15 protein-coding genes are annotated in these 17793 nt (G+C 70.9%); 13 read left to right on the forward strand and 2 right to left on the reverse strand.

Annotated elements, in window-relative coordinates; genetic code table 11:
• Positions 1-204 precede the first annotated feature (204 nt).
• From QM779_RS03390 to QM779_RS03415, 6 genes are all read left to right on the forward strand, one after another.
• On the forward strand, positions 205-1434 hold the full coding sequence (locus QM779_RS03390; RefSeq protein WP_428531602.1) for a winged helix-turn-helix domain-containing protein: 1230 nt from the start codon (positions 205-207) through the stop codon (positions 1432-1434).
• A 131-nt stretch (positions 1435-1565) separates the two neighbouring features.
• The gene (locus QM779_RS03395; protein ID WP_428531605.1) at positions 1566-2393 is read left to right on the forward strand and encodes a transporter substrate-binding domain-containing protein; all 828 of its coding nucleotides are present in this window, start codon (positions 1566-1568) and stop codon (positions 2391-2393) included.
• Between the two features lie 90 nt (positions 2394-2483).
• Positions 2484-3254 carry an amino acid ABC transporter permease gene (locus tag QM779_RS03400; RefSeq protein WP_428531608.1) on the forward strand — a complete coding sequence of 257 codons (771 nt, stop codon included), beginning with the start codon at positions 2484-2486 and terminating at the stop codon, positions 3252-3254.
• Positions 3251-4063: an amino acid ABC transporter ATP-binding protein gene (locus QM779_RS03405; protein WP_428531611.1), complete on the forward strand. Its 813-nt coding sequence runs from the start codon at positions 3251-3253 to the stop codon at positions 4061-4063. The genes QM779_RS03400 and QM779_RS03405 overlap by 4 nt, the downstream gene beginning before the upstream one ends.
• A gap of 108 nt (positions 4064-4171) precedes the next feature.
• On the forward strand, positions 4172-7000 hold the full coding sequence (gene secA / locus QM779_RS03410) for a preprotein translocase subunit SecA (protein ID WP_428533049.1): 2829 nt from the start codon (positions 4172-4174) through the stop codon (positions 6998-7000).
• A 146-nt stretch (positions 7001-7146) separates the two neighbouring features.
• On the forward strand, positions 7147-8586 hold the full coding sequence (locus tag QM779_RS03415; RefSeq protein WP_428531614.1) for a hypothetical protein: 1440 nt from the start codon (positions 7147-7149) through the stop codon (positions 8584-8586).
• Positions 8587-8595: 9 nt separating this feature from the next.
• Here the strand turns inward: QM779_RS03415 and QM779_RS03420 are convergent, their stop codons facing one another.
• On the reverse strand, positions 8596-9114 hold the full coding sequence (locus QM779_RS03420) for an Rv3235 family protein (RefSeq protein WP_428531617.1): 519 nt from the start codon (positions 9112-9114) through the stop codon (positions 8596-8598).
• Positions 9115-9270: 156 nt separating this feature from the next.
• Between QM779_RS03420 and QM779_RS03425 the strand changes: the two genes are divergently transcribed.
• From QM779_RS03425 to QM779_RS03455, 7 genes are all read left to right on the forward strand, one after another.
• The gene (locus tag QM779_RS03425; protein WP_428531620.1) at positions 9271-10512 is read left to right on the forward strand and encodes a hypothetical protein; all 1242 of its coding nucleotides are present in this window, start codon (positions 9271-9273) and stop codon (positions 10510-10512) included.
• Between the two features lie 84 nt (positions 10513-10596).
• Positions 10597-11853 (forward strand): wax ester/triacylglycerol synthase domain-containing protein, encoded by a 1257-nt coding sequence (locus QM779_RS03430; RefSeq protein ID WP_428531623.1) that lies wholly within the window; start codon positions 10597-10599, stop codon positions 11851-11853.
• A complete protein-coding gene (locus QM779_RS03435) occupies positions 11853-12320 on the forward strand; it encodes a DUF6912 family protein (RefSeq protein WP_428531626.1) in 468 nt (155 codons plus the stop codon). The genes QM779_RS03430 and QM779_RS03435 overlap by 1 nt, the downstream gene beginning before the upstream one ends.
• A gap of 45 nt (positions 12321-12365) precedes the next feature.
• Positions 12366-13163 (forward strand): Ku protein, encoded by a 798-nt coding sequence (locus tag QM779_RS03440; RefSeq protein WP_428531629.1) that lies wholly within the window; start codon positions 12366-12368, stop codon positions 13161-13163.
• A 256-nt stretch (positions 13164-13419) separates the two neighbouring features.
• Entirely contained in the window at positions 13420-14094 is a 675-nt protein-coding gene (locus QM779_RS03445) for a GntR family transcriptional regulator (protein WP_428531632.1), read from the forward strand.
• A gap of 158 nt (positions 14095-14252) precedes the next feature.
• Positions 14253-15887 (forward strand): L-glutamate gamma-semialdehyde dehydrogenase, encoded by a 1635-nt coding sequence (gene pruA, locus QM779_RS03450; RefSeq protein ID WP_428531635.1) that lies wholly within the window; start codon positions 14253-14255, stop codon positions 15885-15887.
• A 103-nt stretch (positions 15888-15990) separates the two neighbouring features.
• Entirely contained in the window at positions 15991-16482 is a 492-nt protein-coding gene (locus QM779_RS03455) for a hypothetical protein (protein WP_428531638.1), read from the forward strand.
• Between the two features lie 19 nt (positions 16483-16501).
• On the opposite strand, the gene QM779_RS03460 is transcribed toward QM779_RS03455, so the two are convergent.
• Positions 16502-17734 (reverse strand): phospholipase D-like domain-containing protein, encoded by a 1233-nt coding sequence (locus QM779_RS03460; RefSeq protein WP_428531641.1) that lies wholly within the window; start codon positions 17732-17734, stop codon positions 16502-16504.
• Positions 17735-17793: the final 59 nt, after the last annotated feature.

Below are 17793 nucleotides of genomic sequence, written 5' to 3' on the forward strand. Positions count from 1 at the left end.
GTGATCGAGGGTTCGGGCGCAAGGTGGACGCTTTGTCGCGAGTTCGCCGCAGAAGCGTCCACCTTGTGGTGGACGGGGCTGCGTTCCACGTCTAGGTGGACGCTTTGTCGCGAGTTCGCCGCAGTAGCGTCCACCTTGTGGTGGACGGGGCTGCGTCCACCTTGTGGTGGGCTGGGTGTCGGTGGGCGTCGCTAGGCTCGCGCCGTGACCGCAGAACTCACCGCTGGCCAGGCCCGGCGGATCATGCTGACCGCGCAGGGGCTGGGACGCCGGCCGCAGGGTGAGCCCGGGACGCGGCACCTGCAGGGCGTGGTGAACCGGCTCGGCCAGCTGCAGATCGACTCCGTCAACGTGTGCGTGCGCGCGCACTACATGCCGCTGTTCACGCGGCTCGGCCCGTACGACCGCGCGCTCCTCGACCGCGCCGGCAACAGCGCGCCGCGGCGGGTGTACGAGTTCTGGGGGCACGCCGCCTGCCTGCTCGACGTCGGCCTCCAGCCCGTGCTGCGCTGGCGAGCGGACGCGCACCGGGACCGGCCCTGGCAGGCGATGAGCCGGATCCTCGACGAGCAACCCCACCTGCTGGACAAGGTGAGGGGCCAGATCGCCGAGCGCGGCCCGCTCACGGCGCGGCAGGTCGAGCACGACGAGCAGCGGACGCCGGGGAGCTGGTGGAACTGGTCGTCGGTGAAGTCGGCCCTGGAATGGCTGTTCTACACCGGCGAGCTGACCAGCGCGGGGCGCAACAGCCAGTTCGAGCGCCGCTACGACCTGCCCGAGCGGGTGCTGCCGAAGGCGGTCCTCGCCACGCCCACCCCACCCGAGGACGAGGCGCGGCTGGCGCTCGCCCGCCGCGCGGCGGCCGCGCTGGGCGTCTTCACTCCCGCTTGGCTCGCCGAGTACTTCTACAACGACCGTTCGCAGACGGCCGTCGTCCTCGAGCGCATGGTCGCCTCCGGCGAGGTCGAGCAGGTCGGCGTCCGCGGTTGGTCGGCGCCGGCCTACCTGTGGGCGGAGGCCGCGCGTCCTCGGCGCGTGCACGTGGACGCCCTCGTCGCCCCGTTCGACCCGCTGGTGTTCGACCGCAAGCGGCTCCTGGAGGTGTTCGGCACCCACTACCGGATCGGCCTCTACACCCCGAAGGCCGATCGGGTGCACGGCTACTACGTGTACCCGTTCGTGATGGACGAGCGGGTCGCCGCCAGGGTCGACCTGAAGGCCGACCGCAGGGCGGGGGCGCTCCTCGTCCAGTCGGCGTGGCGGGAGGAAGGGGCGCCGGAGGCCGAAACGGCTGCCCGGCTCGGCGCCGAGCTGCGCCGGATGGCCGACTGGCTGGGGCTGGCAGACGTCGTCGTGGAGGACCGGGGCGACCTCGCGACAGCACTGCGGGCCGCCTCGGGGAGCAGCGTCCTCGCCGGGGAGGTCATTTCGTAGTGAAATCGTGATCGTGGACGCGCTCGGGGCGGGGTAGTGTAACGCCACCTTCACACGGGGTGGGTAGCGTCACGGCTCGTTCCGCACTCCCGGGGGAAAGCCCGATCTCTTCGAGAAAGTAGTTCCGCCTCATGCTCGTCAAGAAGTCCATGACCCTGGCGGCCTCCGTGGCCGCCCTCGCTCTCGCCCTGACCGCCTGTACGTCCAGCACCCCGGCGGCCCCGGCGAGCTCGGAGCCCGCCTCCTCGACCGCACCCGCGGTCGACTACCAGCTCGTCACCGCCGGCACCCTGACGGTGTGCTCGGACGTCCCCTACGCCCCGTTCGAGGTCGAGGACGCCACGACCGCCAGCGGCTACAGCGGGTTCGACATCGACCTGATGGACGCCATCGCCACGAAGCTGGGCCTGAAGCTGGCGGTGATCGACTCCGACTTCGACGCCCTCCAGTCCGGGACGGTGCTGGTGGCCAACCAGTGTGACCTGGCCGCGTCCGCGATGACGATCACCGACGAGCGCAAGCAGAACCTCGACTTCTCCGACCCGTACTACGACTCGCTGCAGTCGCTGCTGGTCAAGACCGACTCCGGCATCACGAACCTCGCCGGCACGGCGGGCAAGAAGATCGGCGTCCAGAAGGGCACCACCGGCAAGTCCTACGCGACGAAGAACGCCCCGTCGACGGCCGAGATCGTGGACTTCCCCTCCGACGGCGAGCTCTGGCCCGCCATCCAGGCCGGCCAGATCGACGCGATCCTGCAGGACCAGCCGGTGAACCACACCCACGAGGTGGCCGACCCCAGCTACAAGATCGTGGAGACCTACAACACCGACGAGTCCTACGGCTTCGCCTACGCCAAGGGCAAGAAGCTCGAGCTGCAGAAGGCGGTCAACGACCAGCTGACAGCGATGAAGTCCGACGGCAGCTACGACGCGCTGTACAAGAAGTACTTCGGCTGATCATCGGGGGGTCGGGACAGCCCGTCCCGGCCCCCGCACCCGACGACCATTGGACGTGAGTTGAGCATCCTCCCGTATCTGAGGCCCACCGTGAGGCAGCGCGTGGGGCGGCTCGCGTCCTACGCCGTCGGCATCCTGTTCGTCATCGGCGTCGTCGTGATGGCGGACTGGCCGACGATCGTCCACCAGTTCTTCAACGCGGAGGTCGCGGCCAAGATGTGGCCCGCGATCGTCACGATCGCGTTGAAGAACACCCTGCTGTACACCTTCGCGAGCTTCATCCTCGGTTCGGTCCTCGCGGTGCTGCTGGCCGTGATGAAGGTCGCGGGCGGGCCGCTCAGCTGGTTCGCCATCGTGTTCATCGAGTTCTTCCGCGGCATCCCTGCGCTCCTGACCCTGTTCAGCGCCGCGTTCGTGGTTCCCATCGCCTTCGGGTTCAAGCTCCCCGGCGGCGGTGTGGGGGCCGGCATCCTCGGCCTCACCCTCGTCACCGGGGCCTACGCGGCGGAGATCATCCGTGCCGGCATCCAGGCCGTCCCCCCGGGCCAGCTCGAGGCTGCGCGGTCGCTCGGCATGGGCTCCGGCCAGACCATGTTCTTCGTCGTGCTGCCGCAGGCCATGCGCATCGTCATCCCGCCGATGACCAACGAGTTCGTGATGCTGCTGAAGGACAGCTCGTTGCTGTTCATCGTGGGCATGGGCGTCTTCGACAAGGAGCTCACGACCTTCGCCCGCGACGCCCTCGCCACGACCTCCAACGCGACGCCGCTGTTCATGGCCGCCATCGCCTACCTGGTCGTGACCCTGCCGCTGACCTGGCTGGTCGGCCTGCTCGAGAAGAAGCTGGATCCCAAGCGATGAGCACCAACCTGTTCCCGGACCTGGACTCCACCCGGCCCCCGGTGGTGATCAACGGCCTGCACAAGAGCTTCGGCGACAACGAGGTGCTCAAGGGCATCGACCTGACCGTCCAGCAGGGCGAGGTCGTCTGCGTGATCGGGCCGTCCGGCTCGGGCAAGTCGACCCTGCTGCGCTGCATCAACCTGCTCGAGGCACCGACCAGCGGTTCGATCACCCTGCTCGGCGCGGAGATGACCAACCCGGACGTCGAGCTCAACCAGGTCCGCACCCACGTGGGCATGGTGTTCCAGTCGTTCAACCTGTTCCCGAACATGACCGCGCTCGGCAATTGCGTGATCGCCCAGCGACAGGTGCTCAAGCGCTCGAAGGCCGAGGCCGTCGAGATCGCGAAGAAGAACCTCGAACTCGTCGGGCTGTCCGACCGGATGACCTACCACCCGGCCAAGCTCTCCGGCGGCCAGCAGCAGCGGGTCGCGATCGCCCGGGCGTTGTCGATGGACCCGAAGGTGATGCTCTTCGACGAGCCGACCGCCGCCCTCGACCCCGAACTGGTCGGCGACGTGCTGGCCGTCATGCGCGACCTCGCCGAGGCCGGGATGACGATGATCGTGGTCACCCACGAGATGCTCTTCGCCCGGGACGTGTCCGACCGGACGATCTTCATGGACGGTGGCGTGATCGTCGAGGAAGGCCCGTCCGCAGAGTTGATCACCGCCCCGAGCGAGAAGCGGACGCAGGTGTTCCTCAAGCGCGTCCTCGACCCCACGCACATCGAGGACTCCGAACTGGGGGAGACCGAGCCCGACTGAGTCGCCCTGCGCGCGGGGGCTGGGGCCCTCGCGTAGGATGGGGAAGCCGTTGCGCTGACGCGCGACGCCGTTGCTGCGCGATCAGGAAGCGATACAGACGTGGGTCTACTGGACAAGATGCTGCACATGGGCGAGGGCCGCCAGCTGAAGAAGCTGAAGGTCGTCTCCGCCCAGGTGAACTCGATCGAGCCGGACTTCGAGGCCATGTCGGACGACGAACTGCGCGGTCAGACCGCGGAGTTCAAGGAGCGGATCGAGAACGGCGAGAGCCTGGACTCGCTCATGCCCGAGGCGTTCGCGACCGTCCGCGAGGCCAGCCGTCGGGTGCTCGGCAAGCGGCACTTCGACGTCCAGCTCGAGGGCGCGGCCGCGCTCCACTGGTGCAACATCGCCGAGATGAAGACCGGTGAGGGCAAGACACTCGTCGCGGTCCTCGCGTCCTACCTCAACGCGCTGTCCGGCAAGGGCGTCCACGTCGTCACGGTGAACGACTACCTGGCGAAGTTCCAGTCCGAGCAGATGGGCCGCATCCACCACTTCCTCGGCCTGAAGGTCGGCGCGATCCTTTCCCAGATGACTCCGGCCGAACGGCGCGAGGCCTACGCCTGTGACATCACCTACGGCACCAACAACGAGTTCGGCTTCGACTACCTGCGCGACAACATGGCGCTGAGCCTGGCCGACTGCGTCCAGCGCGGCCACCACTACGCGATCGTCGACGAGGTCGACTCGATCCTCGTCGACGAGGCCCGCACGCCGCTGATCATCTCCGGTCCGGCCGAGGACAACTCCTCGTGGTACCCGGAGTTCGCCAAGCTGGTCCGCAGCCTCAAGCGCGACACCCACTACGAGGTGGACGAGAAGAAGCGCACGGTCTCCGTCCTCGAGCCCGGCATCACCGCCGTCGAGGACCGGCTGGGCATCGAGAACCTGTACGAGTCCGCGAACACGCCGCTGATCTCCTACCTGAACAACGCCATCAAGGCGAAGGAGTTGTTCAAGCGGGACAAGGACTACGTGATCATGGACGGCGAGGTGCTCATCGTCGACGAGCACACCGGACGCACGCTGGTCGGCCGCCGCTACAACGAGGGCCTGCACCAGGCGCTGGAGGCCAAGGAGAACGTCGAGATCAAGGACGAGTACCAGACGCTCGCCACGATCACGCTGCAGAACTACTTCCGCATGTACGACAAGCTCGCGGGCATGACCGGCACGGCGAAGACCGAGGAATCGGAGTTCCAGAAGATCTACGGCCTGGGCGTCCTGCCGATCGACACCAACAAGCCGATGGTCCGCAAGGACAACGCGGACCTGATCTACCGCACGGAGGCGGCGAAGTTCGCCGCCGTCGTCGGCGACGTCGTCGAGCGCCACGAGGCGGGCCAACCGATCCTGATCGGCACGGCCAGCGTGGCGAAGTCGGAGGTCATCTCGAAGCTGCTCAAGCAGTCCGGGGTCAAGCACGAGGTGCTGAACGCGAAGAACCACGCGCGGGAAGCGTCCATCATCGCGCTGGCCGGACGCAGGGGGGCGGTGACGGTCGCCACCAACATGGCCGGCCGTGGCACCGACATCATCCTCGGCGGCAACCCCGAGTTCCTCGCCGACCAGGTCCTGCAGGGCAAGGGCATCGACCCGGTCGAGCACGCCGACGAGTACGAGGCCGCGTGGCCCGAGACGTTGGAGGCGATCGAGAAGCAGGTCGCGGACGAGCACGACGAGGTCGTCGAACTGGGCGGCCTCTACGTGGTCGGCTCCGAGCGGCACGAGTCGCGGCGCATCGACAACCAGCTGCGCGGCCGGTCCGGCCGTCAGGGCGACCCGGGCGAGAGCCGGTTCTACCTCTCGCTCGAGGACGACCTGATGCGGCTGTTCAAGTCCGACATCATCGACTGGGTCCTGCAGACCCTGAAGGTGCCCGACGACCAGCCGATCGAGAACAGCCGGGTCTCCAAGTCCGTGCAGCAGGCGCAGGAGCAGGTCGAGGCTATGAACTTCGAGATGCGCAAGAACGTCCTGAAGTACGACGACGTGATGAACCGCCAGCGGCACGCGATCTACGGGGACCGGCGACGCGTGCTCGAGGGCACCGACGTCGAGGAGCAGCTGCGCAACACCGTCAACACGGTGGTCGAGCAGTACGTGCGCGGGCTCACCGAGGGCTTTGTCGAGGACTGGGACCTCGAGGCGCTGTGGACGCAGCTGCGCACGCTGTACCCGGTCACCCTCGACATCGCCGACTACGAGGGCCGCCTGGACCTGACCGTCGAACAGCTCGTCGAGGACTTCCAGACCGACGCCCAGAAGGCGTACGACGCCCGGACCGAGGCCCTCGGCGAGGAGACGATGCGGGAGTTCGAGCGGCAGGTGCTGCTCACGGTGCTCGACCGCAAGTGGCGCGAACACCTCTACGAGATGGACTACCTGCGCGAGGGCATCGGCCTGCGCGCGATGGCGCAGCGCGACCCGCTGGTCGAGTACCAGCGCGAGGGCGGCGACATGTTCAACGCCATGATGGAGGCATTCTCGGAGGAGGTCGTCGGCTACCTGTTCAACCTGCAGGTGCAGGTGGAGCCGGCGCCGCAGGTCGGCCTGGTGCCGGGTGCGAACGGCCGGCCGGTGACCGCCGGGGCCCTGCTCGAGTCCGGCCCCGACGACGACGTCCCCGACCTCGGCAAGGACGGCTTCGAGGAGCGCGTCGTCGCCGCGGCCGAGGAGCCGGCGCTGGTCCGGCGCCCGACCCTGAAGGCGAAGGGCCTGCAGCCGAAGGCAGCGCGTCCGATGGCCTACTCCGCGCCGAGCGAGTCCGGCGAGGCGACCAAGTCGGGGACGCAGACCGCGACCGCCGACCCGTTCGCCGGCGTCGGCCGCAACGCGCCCTGCCCCTGCGGCTCCGGCAAGAAGTACAAGGTCTGCCACGGTCGCGCCAGCTGACGACGGCACGAAGGAACCGTCCCCGCGTACCCGGTACGCGGGGACGGTTCTTTCGTGCCGGGCCGATCCGGCGCTGTCGGCGACTCGTACGACTTCGGCGGTCGCGCTCCGGCCACGGGACCCGTCCCGGGGCTAGCGTGACCGCCATGACGTCGGGAGGTGTCGGCATGGCCGATCGTCGTGGTTCCGCTGTTGTCGCCGTCGGTGCGGTGATGGCCGTCCTTTCCGCGTGCACGGGGCCCGCCGCGCCCGGCTCGCCCGCGGTGACGTCGTCCCCGTCGCCGGAGAGCACCCACCGGGTCACGCCGGCGGTGGTGTCGGCGGCCTCGCCGGACTTCGACGGGGACGGGGGCGCGGACCTCGTCGTGGGCATCGGTACGAGCCCGGGGCGGGTGAGCGTCCGCTACGCCAACGGGGCGAGCCTCGACCTGGGACGTGGCGACGTGGACACCGCCGGGGCCGATTCGGTGGATTTCGGGCAGGGGCTGCTGGCCCGGGACTTGAACGGGGACGGCTACACCGACCTCGTGGTGGCCGACCCGGGGGACGGGAGCGGGCTGAGCCTGTACTGGCTCTACGGAGGGCCGAAGGGGCTCGACCCGGCCGCGTGCCTGGTCACGACGAACAACGACAGCCCCGGTGCGGGGCGCGCGCTCGCCCTCGTGACGGCGCCGAGCCCCGTCCTGGTGGTGGGCGGCGGCGGGACGGTGCTCACCTACACGCTGGACGCGGACGGCCGTCCCGCCGGCGACCCCGGTCTGCTGACCCCCGCGACGCTGGGGTTGCCGGACGTGCCTGCGGCGTCCCGCTTCGGCTGGAGCGTCGCGGCGCACGGCGCGCTCCTCGTGGTCGGCGCGCCGGGGGAGAAGGTGGACGGCGCCGCCCGGGCGGGGGCGATCTACGCGATCGACTTCAGCGCCGCACCGATGCGGGCATCCCGGCTCACCCAGAACTGGCCCGGCGTGCCGGACGTCGCCGAGGCCGGGGACTGGTTCGGCGGGAGCCTCTCGCTCGACGCCTCGTGGCTCGTGGTGGGCGTTCCGGGGGAGAGCAGGGAGGACGAGCGGGGCCACACGCGGGCACAGACGGGAATGGTGCAGGTGTTCTCCGTCGCAGGCACGGCGCTCGAGCCGGGGGACGCCATCGACCAGCGGGACATCCCCGGCAACGTGGAGGCCGACGACCGGTTCGGCACGACGGTGGCGCTGGTCACTCCCTGCGAGGAGACGTCCGGAGTGCTGGTGGGTGCGGCCAACGAGGCGATCGGGAACCGGGTGCAGGCCGGCGCGGTGTGGGTGGTCCCGATCGGTCCGACCTGGAACTGCGGTGCGATCCAGCTCTACGACAGCGGCGGCCTCGGTGCGAAGGCCCGGGCCGGCACCCTCGTGGGCTCGGCGGTCAGCACCCTGCGGGTCGGCGAAGGTGGGGACACCCTGGTGATCGCGGCGCAGGGTGACTGGGAGGAAGGTGTCCCTGGCCGCGTGCTCACCCTCGACCGCCCCTACACCGACGCCCCGGTGGTGGTCCTGGACGGCCTCGCGATCAAGGAGGAACGGACGATCGCGCTGAGCCCTTCGGGCCGGTGATCGGGGACGTCAGCAGGAGACCCGCACCTCGAGCGGGTTGATCCAGCCCGCCCTGTGCACGACACCCGCGTCCAGCGAGATCACCAGGTGGGTGGCGACCCACCGTCCCCTGCGGCGGCTGATCCGGAGTGCGGCCGCCCGGGACACGCCTCCCTCGCGCAGGTGCGCGGACACCTCGAGCGCCTCCTCGTGCGGGGCCTGGACCCGGACCGAGTGCAGCCGCAGGCCGAGGGACGGGCGGGCGGCCCGCAGGTGCTCGAGCAGCGCCAGCACGTCCGGCACCACCCAGAGCTCGAGCTGGAGGGCCGAGCGCTGCCCGCTGAGCACCTCCACGAGCGCCGACATCAGCGACGTGGCCAGCTGGCGGAGCCCCGGGTCGAGCGGGGAGTCCGGCGCCACCACCTGGGGGACGACCGTCCACGGCAGGACCGGCTGGCTGGGCGCGGGCAGAACCACGGGCTCGACCAGCGGAACCGCGGGCGGACGCGATGCCGGCGCGGGCCGGCTGCGGGCGAGGGCGGGATCCATGGCACCTCCTCGGCGGGTGGGCGCCACTGTGCGCACGCGCAGCCGGTTCCCGGCAAGGGGGTGGGACGACATCTGTGGACAACTCCGGCGAATTGCGGTCCGGATTCCCCGGTGCGCGCCTCCGCGAGCCCCTAGCCTGTGCAGAAGGGGGCACAAATGCACGCATGGGTGTGGGTGGCGATCGTCGTGGCCATCGGCGCGGTGGTCGGGGGAGTGTTGCTGTGGCGTCGGCAGCGCTACCTCGCCCAGGTGAAGGCGCTGGGCTGGTCCCACGACCCGCGGCCGACGCTGGACGCCGTCGGGGACCTGCACGCACCGCCGTTCGCCCTCGGCCTGGACCGTTCGATCGACGAACTCGTCAGTGGCACGACCGCGGGCGGCTTCGGTTTCCGCGTGTTCGAGTACGGCTACACCGGCGAAGGTCCCCGGTTCTCGGCCCGCGTCGCGGCCCTCGACCTGCCCCTCGGCCTGCCGGACGCCTTCGTCTGCGGCGAGGGCGTGGACCGGGTCGGGATCGGCCTCGGCGGCCTGGAGTTCGTCCAGGCCGAGGACCAGGGCGTCCGTGCGGTCGCCGGGGACGGCGCGTACGCCGCCGACCTGCTGGCGGCCGTCGGCCCTGCCGCGCGCACGTTCGGCCAGACGGCCGGCACCATCGACCTCGGAGTCGACGGCAACCACCTCGTCGCGTCCGGCGCGCCGAGGGACCCCGAGCGGCTGGCCGCGTTCCTGGCCGGTCTCGACCCGATCGCGCAGGCCGTGGCAGGCAGCGGGGCGTTGCGCAGCCGCCAGGTGGCGCCCGCGCAGGGCGCGTCCTACTACGGGCACCCGGACTGGGGCTGGGTGGGCGTCGACGACGGCGTCCTCGACCACTACCCGGTCACGAGGGACGGGTACGGCCACCGCACGGAGGACGTCGTTCGCGGCCTGCGGGACGGCATCCGGATGGACGCGTTCACCCACCACTGGAAGACCGACCGGACGGTCACGGAGACCGACTCCGAGGGCCACACCCACACCCACACCGAGACCGACAACCACTCCGAAGCGGTGTGCGGGTTCCAGCTCCCGTTCGTGTTGCCGTCGATCTCGTTCAACGGCGGCCATGTCGGGCCGAAGGTCCGGTTCGAGAGCAGCGACTTCAACGCCGCCTTCACCGTCCGGACCGAGGACGCCAAGTTCGCCTCCGACGTCACGCACCCCCGCATGATGGAGTGGCTGCTCGCCACGCGTCCGGGTGGATGGACCGTGCAGGCCCACGTGGTCACCTTCGACGTCCGGCAGCACGACTTGCTGCTCGTCGACGGGTGCGAGGCCACCCTGCGCGGCTGGCTGGGGCGGATTCCGCGGTTCGTCTGGCAGGACCTGCGCGTCCCGGTCCCGCCGTACCTGGTCGAATGAGCGCTGGGTAGGGTGGGTTCATGATCACCCCGCGGACTTTTTCTCCTCCGCTGCGCTCCCCCGAACAACTCCGCGGGGACCCCGATGAGTGACCCGGTGACGGTGACCGAGGCGGCCCTGCTCGCCCGCGACCAGCAGTCGCAGCCGTGGCAGCAGGCGGTGGTCGCGATGCTGACTGGCCCGCTCACCCGTGCCGAACTGATCGACCGGGTCGCCGACCGGATCGAGTACGCGCCGAGGTTCCGCAGGGTGGTGGGGGGCTGGCCGGTGCCCGTCTGGCAGGACGACACCACCTTCAGCGTGGCCGGTCACGTCCGCACCGACTCCCTGGCCGCCGGCCAGCGGATGGAGGACTGGCTGGCCGCCCGGCTCGCGGAGCCCCTCGACCGTGCCCACCCGCTGTGGGAGGCGACACTCGTCGACGGGGTCGCGCCGGGGACGCAGGCCCTCGTGGTCCGCGCGCACCCGGCGCTGGTGGACGGCTACGACAACGTCCACCTGCTGCAGGAACTGTTCGACTCCGAGCCGGCCACCGTCAGTGCTCCGGTCGCCGACTGGGTTCCCGAGGACGCCCGTCCGCCCGGTCTGGCGGACCTGGTGACCGGCCTGTCGGACCCGGTGCGGGCGGTGTCGGGCGCGGCGACCGGCCTGCTCGGCATGGTGGAGAACGCGGTCCGCACGCTCGCGGCGAGCCCGCGGTCCCAGCACGTGGCCGGCGTCGAGGTCGACCTCGACGTGCTGGCGGGCCTGCGGGGGCGGTTCGGGTGCACCACCCACGACCTCCTGCTGGCGCTGGCGTGCGCGGGCGTCCGCGGCTGGCTGGAGGACAACCAGCGCGAGCTCGCCGACCCGGTCGCTCTGGTGCCGCTGGCGGTGCAGGAGCCCGCCGTGCTGGAGAGCGCGATCGGCTGCCGGATCGCGCCGTCGTGGCTGGGCCTTCCGGTCACCGCGCCGTCGGCCGGCGAGCGGGTGCGCACGCTGGCCACCCTGACCAGGGCGCGGATCGACACCGGGGTGAGCGTGCCCGCCCTCGACCTCGTCGAACTGGCCGGGTTCGCCCCGCCCACCCTGCACGCGGTGGCCGCGGGCACGGTCGCCGCGGGGCGTCCCCACTCGGTCACGGTCGCCAACGTCCCCGGTCCCGCAGCGGACCGCTACCTCGGCCGCGCGCGGTTGCGGCAGGTGTACGCGCTCACGGCCACCACCGACGACGAACAGGTGAACGTGTCGATCACGAGCTACCGGGGCCGGGCCACCATCGGCGCGACCGCCGTCGCCCCGCTGCGCCACTGGGCCAGGGACGTCGGCGCGGAGCTGGCGGTCCTGCGGAGGGAGGTCTGATGACGCTCGTCCTGGTCCCGCTCACCACTGAGCAGCTCGCCGGCTGGGCGACGAGCGGCGTCCTGGCCGGACCCCGCCCCGGCCACGCCGTCACGGCGGGGCTGCGGGCGGCCTTCGCGCCGTCCGACGATGAGGAGGCCGAGCACATCGCGCTGCTGGTCGCGTCCATCGCGTCCCTCGTCGGCACCGGCCGCCGGCTGGTCGCAGTGGTCGAGTGCTCGCCGCGTCCGGACGCGAGCGCCGACCAGGACTTCGGCGGCGTCACCGTTCCCGACCTCGCGTGGGACGCCCTCCAGAGCCTGTTCGCGGACGCCGGCGACGCGGAGGGGCTTCCCGAGGCTGCCGCTGCTGCGGCAGGCTTGTCCCTCACGGAGGCGTGGGACCTTCCCGAGGTCGTCCGATTGCTCGAGGAGGCCGACCTGTTGTGGCACGGCGCGGGGGAATGGCGCGAGCTGGGTACCGGTTGAGCACGTGACGTCCCGGAGCCGGGGCGTGGAGGCGAGGAGGACGCGATGCCGAGGTCGATCTGGAAGGGCGCGGTGTCGTTCGGGCTCGTCACGATCCCGGTGAAGGTCTACGGGGCGACCGAGGAGAAGGACATCAGCTTCCGGCAGGTGCACCGGGCCGACCAGGGCCGGATCCGCTACAAGCGGGTGTGCGAGGTGTGTGGCGAGGAGGTGCCGTTCGCCGAGATCGTGAAGGGCTACGAGTCCGCCGACGGACGCATGGCGATCCTGGAGCCGTCCGACTTCGCCGACCTGCCGGCCGCCGACGGCAAGACCGTCGACGTGGTCCAGTTCGTCGACGTGGACGACATCGACCCGACCTATTTCGACAGGACCTACTTCCTGGAGGCGGAGAAGGTCGGCACCAAGCCCTACGTCCTGCTCCGGGAGGCGCTCGCCGAGACCGGCAAGGCGGCGGTGGTGAAGGTGGCGTTGCGGTCCCGCGAGACGCTCGCCCTGATCCGGCCGGTGGGGGACGTCCTGCGCATGCACACCATGCTGTGGCCCGACGAGTTGCGGGACTCCGCGTTCGCCGCCCCTGAGGGCGAGGTCAAGGTGAGCAAGGCCGAGGTGGCGATGGCCCGTTCGTTCATCGACCAGCTGTCGGGCGACTTCGACCCGGAGGCGTTCGCCGACGACTACCGCGAGGCGCTGGAGAAGGTGATTGAGGCCAAGCTGGAGGGCGTCGAACTGCCCGCGCCCGAGGCCGCGCCCCAGGAGGCCCAGGTGGTCGACCTGGTCGCGGCGCTGCGCGCGTCCGTCGAGGCCGCGAAGAAGCGCCGCCAGGAGGCCGCCGCCAGCTGAGCCGGTGCCATCCGGTCATCTTCGGGTCGCCGATCCGTCCACCTTGTCGTGGACGCTTCTGCGGTGAGTTCGCGATTTTCCGTCCACTTTGTGGTGGACGTGGCGCGGTCGCAGTTCGTAGTGGACGGTTCTGCGGCGAGTTCGCGACATTCCGTCCACCTTGTGGTGGACGCGGGGTCCGCGCCGCCGCGCCGGGAGGCCGGGGTGCGTGGTCGGCCTCGTCGTCGCGGGCCACCCCGACGATAGGGTGAGCGCCGTGACCGGGGAGGTGGGGACGGGCGACGCGGCGAGGACCGCGCCGGGCGAGAACGCGGCCGAACACGTCCACCAGCAGTTGCGGGACGGCATCCTCAGCGGTCAGTACCGGCCCAACCAGCGGCTGGTGGAGGAGGAGGTCGCCGCCCGCCTGTCGGTCAGCAGGACGCCGGTGCGCGAGGCGCTGCTGCGACTGCGACACGAGGGACTCGTGCAGCAGAACCGGGGCTGGCTGGTCCGCGACCACGCCCCCGAGGAGATCCTGGAGTACCTCGAGGCGCGCGCCGAGGTGGAGGCCGCCGCCGCGCGGCTGGCCGCGTCCCGGATCACGCCGGCACAGCTCACCGGGCTGGAGGAGTTGCTCGCCCACATGGAGGGGGAGCCCAACCGGCGCCTGTTCAACGAACTCAACAGCGCGTTCCACGACCGCGTCACCGAGGCCGGCGGCAACCGGGTGCTGGCCGGTTTCGCCCGCAGCTCGAAGATCAACTACTGGACCTTCAGCCGCCCTGTCGTGTTCACCGCAGCCCAGGACGCACTCGTGGACAGCGAGCACGACGAGCTGCTGGCCGCCCTCCGCGCGGGCGATGAGGACGCCGCGGAGCGGATCGCGCGCGCCCACGTCCGGCACACCGCGGCGATCATCGCGGACGCGCTCGGACTGCGCGTGCCCTGACGTCGCGAGCAGGAACGCCCGCGGCACGACAGGAACCGTCCCCATCGTGCCGCGCGGGTGTGGGAGACTGTATACAGCGCGGTATGCAGGATTCCCGGACTGGGAAGACCTGCGTGCACCCGCGACACTGGACGAGGACGAGTCAGCAGGAGGACAACGTGGACGCGATCACCCAGGTGCCGGCGCCGGCCAACGAGCCGGTGCGCAGCTACGCCCCCGGCAGCGCCGAGCGCGCGAGCCTGAAGGCCGAACTGGCCTTCCTGGCCGCCGAGCCGGTGGACGTGGCTCCCGTGGTCGCGGGGACGGTGGGGAACGCGTCGGAGCACGTGCTCGAGGTGCGGATGCCGTCCGACCACTCGACGCTGCTCGCGCGGGTGCGGCAGTCCTCGGCGGAGAACGCCGCGGCCGCGGTGGTGGCTGCGCAGCGCGCGAAGGCCGACTGGGCTGCGACGCCGTTCGACGAGCGGGCCGCGGTGTTCCTGCGGGCGGCCGAGTTGCTGGCGGGGCCCCGCCGCGACCTGCTGAACGCCGCCACGATGCTCGGCCAGGGCAAGACCGCCCAGCAGGCCGAGATCGACGCCGCGTGCGAGCTGATCGACTTCCTGCGGTTCAACGTGGCGTTCGCCCGGGAGCTGATGGCGCACCAGCCGATCAACTCGCCCGGAGTGTGGAACCGGCTCGACTACCGCCCGCTGGACGGCTTCGTGTACGCGATCACCCCGTTCAACTTCACCGCGATCGCCGGCAACCTCCCGACCGCTCCGGCACTGATGGGCAACACGGTGGTCTGGAAGCCGGCGCTCACCCAGACCTTCGCCGCGCACTTCTGGATGCAGTTGCTGGCCGAGGCCGGCCTTCCCGAGGGCGTGATCAGCATGCTGCCCGGGCACGGTGCGGACGTCTCCGACGTCCTGCTCGCCGACCCGAACCTCGCCGGGATCCACTTCACCGGTTCCACCCGCGTCTTCCAGGGCCTGTGGGGAGAGGTGGGGGCGAACATCTCGCGCTACCGGGCCTACCCGCGCCTGGTGGGGGAGACCGGCGGCAAGGACTTCGTGCTCGCGCACCCCTCCGCCGATCCCGCCGCCGTCGTGGCCGGTCTGGTCCGGGGCGCCTTCGAGTACTCGGGGCAGAAGTGCTCGGCCGCCTCGCGGGCCTACCTCCCGCGCAGCCTGTGGAACCTGGTCCGCGACGAGTTGGTCGACCAGGTCGAGGCGCTGTCGGTCGGCGACGTCCGCGACTTCTCGCACTTCACGTCCGCCGTGATCGACGCCCGTGCGTTCGACAAGCTGTCCGGCGCGATCGACCGGGCCCGGTCCTCGGCCGACGCGGAGATCGTCGCGGGTGGCACGTACGACCGCAGCGAGGGCTGGTACGTCCGGCCCACCCTGATCACCTCCGACAACCCGCACCAGGACATCTTCACCACCGAGTACTTCGGCCCGATCCTCGGCATCTTCGTCTACGAGGAAGCGAAGTACGATGAAGTACTTTCGCTGATCGACGACACGTCCGCCTACGCGCTGACCGGCGCGGTGTTCGCGACCGAGAGAGCGGCGGTGGAGAAGGCGTCGCAGGTTCTCCGGCACGCCGCCGGCAACTTCTACGTCAACGACAAGCCCACCGGGGCCGTCGTCGGCCAGCAGCCGTTCGGCGGCAGCAGGGCGTCCGGAACCAACGACAAGGCCGGTTCGATGTGGAACCTGATGCGCTGGACCAGCCCGCGCGCGATCAAGGAGAACCTGCTCCCGCCGACCGCCACCGGCTACCCGCACATGCTGCCGGAGGCCTGAGCAACCGTTTTCACGGCGCGCCACGTGGTGTGACGCCCTCCGGGGCGCCACAATCTCGCTGTGGCCATTCGGGGGGATGGCCCGGATCTGGGGGGATCGGGCAGTGGATGCCGAACAGGAATACCTGCTGCGAAGAATGCTGGACGCCTACGTGCCCGCACCGGCGCCGCGCCCGCAGGGGGAGGGCCGCCCGCCGGTCATCCGCCGGTGGTCGGACCCGTCCTCGCCGATGGCGATCCGGGAGTCGCTGGACGACTACGAGCGCGTGTTCTTCGCCGAGGGGGCGACCCTCGACCACGTCCGGGCCGTCGCCGAACCGTGGCGGGCGAGCGGGCTGACCGCTCCCGAGGTGCAGCAGTGGCTCGACGCCGGGGTCTACCTCGACGAGCCGGAGCTGGCGGTGGCCCTCGCCGGGGCCGGCTTCGCCCCGCAGGAGGCCAGGCGGGCGACGATCCGCTACCGCTCCGACACCGAGGTGATGAACGTGATCAGCGCCGTCCGCAGCCGAACCGAACAGGCCGTCTGGGCGGTCGAGCTCAAGCAGCGGATCGACCTGATCCGCGAGACCCCGGACGAGGCCAGGCGGGCCGTCTAGCCGTACGGGCGGGTGGTCGTCAGGCCGGGTTGCTGTGCCGGGCGATCACCATGTCGATCCACGCGCTGTAGGCGGACACGATGTCCGGGTTGTGGACGGTAAGGGACACCTCGTCGTTCACCCCGTCCGGCGTGACGGTGAGGGCGCGTCCGCTCAGGTTGTGGGTGCCGACCATGGCGACCTCGAGGGGCTGCCCCGCCGCGTCCCTGCCCTCGATCGTGAGGATCTTGGTGTGGAGGGCTGTCCCCCTGGTCGAACGGAGGTCGATCCGGCCGGCCCCCGGTGCGGTGAGCTGCTCGCGCGCCAGGGGAGTCCACTGGGGCAGGTGCGCGAGCAGGCGGACGTCACAGCCGGCGGCCTCGAGGGCCCGGAAGCGGTCGACGAGGTACAGGCGCTGACTGGTGAGGAACAGGTGGGCGACCCGAATGGTCGTCGCGTCGCCGTCGTGGACGCAGCTGACGTCGTCGAGCAGGGCAAGGACCGGATCATTGGCCTCCCCGCCCTCGGGGAGCGGGAAGGTGCGGACGGTGGCCGTCGCCGTGGTGGCGGTGCGTCCCAGCCGCGTCGGGTCGGTGACCCCGGCACGGAACAGGGCGAACTGCTGGCGGAGGAACCGGTAGAGCCGGCCGTCGCCGGTGGTGACCAGGGCCTCGTTCGCCTGGTCGCGGCCGTCCGCGCTGGTCAGGTTCCCGGAGGACACCCAGACGACCTTGTCCTCGCCGTTGCTGCGGGAGGAGAGCAGGAACTTCGAGTGCATGCGGATCTCCGGCGTCCGCACCACCACCCAGGAACGGGCCGTCCGGTCCGAGCCCAGGGCGCGGACCAGTTTCGTCGCCTGGGTCGAGTCGGCGTTCTCGCTGTTCAGCACGACGTGGACGGTCACCCCGCGGCGAACGGCCCTGACCAGGCTGGCGGCCGTGCCGGGGTAGGTCATGTTGAACATCGACAGGGTCACGGTTTCGCCCGTGGGCGTTCCGTTGATGATCTCCAGAGCGGAGTCGGCCACCGCGTGCTGGCGGGCGGGGTCCTTCGACCAGGGGTTGCCGAACACGACCCGCTGCGTGGTGCCGGGGGTGGGCTCGTCGGTGCGGGGTGGTGTCGCACTCGTCGTGGGGGTGGACGGGACGGGTGTCGTGGCGGAGGTGGCCGGGGCGCTCGTCGGCGTGCCGGTGCACGCGGTCAGGGCCACTGCGACGGCGAGGGCCAGGGCCAGCAGCGAGGTGCCCGGTCCCGGAGTGGCGCGTCGGCTCATGTCCGCCAGCCTCCCACGCCCGAGGCGGTTTCTCGACCACCTTGACCAAATCGAACAAG

Source organism: Propionicimonas sp., from assembly GCF_049840635.1.
Lineage (GTDB): Bacteria > Actinomycetota > Actinomycetes > Propionibacteriales > Propionibacteriaceae > Propionicimonas.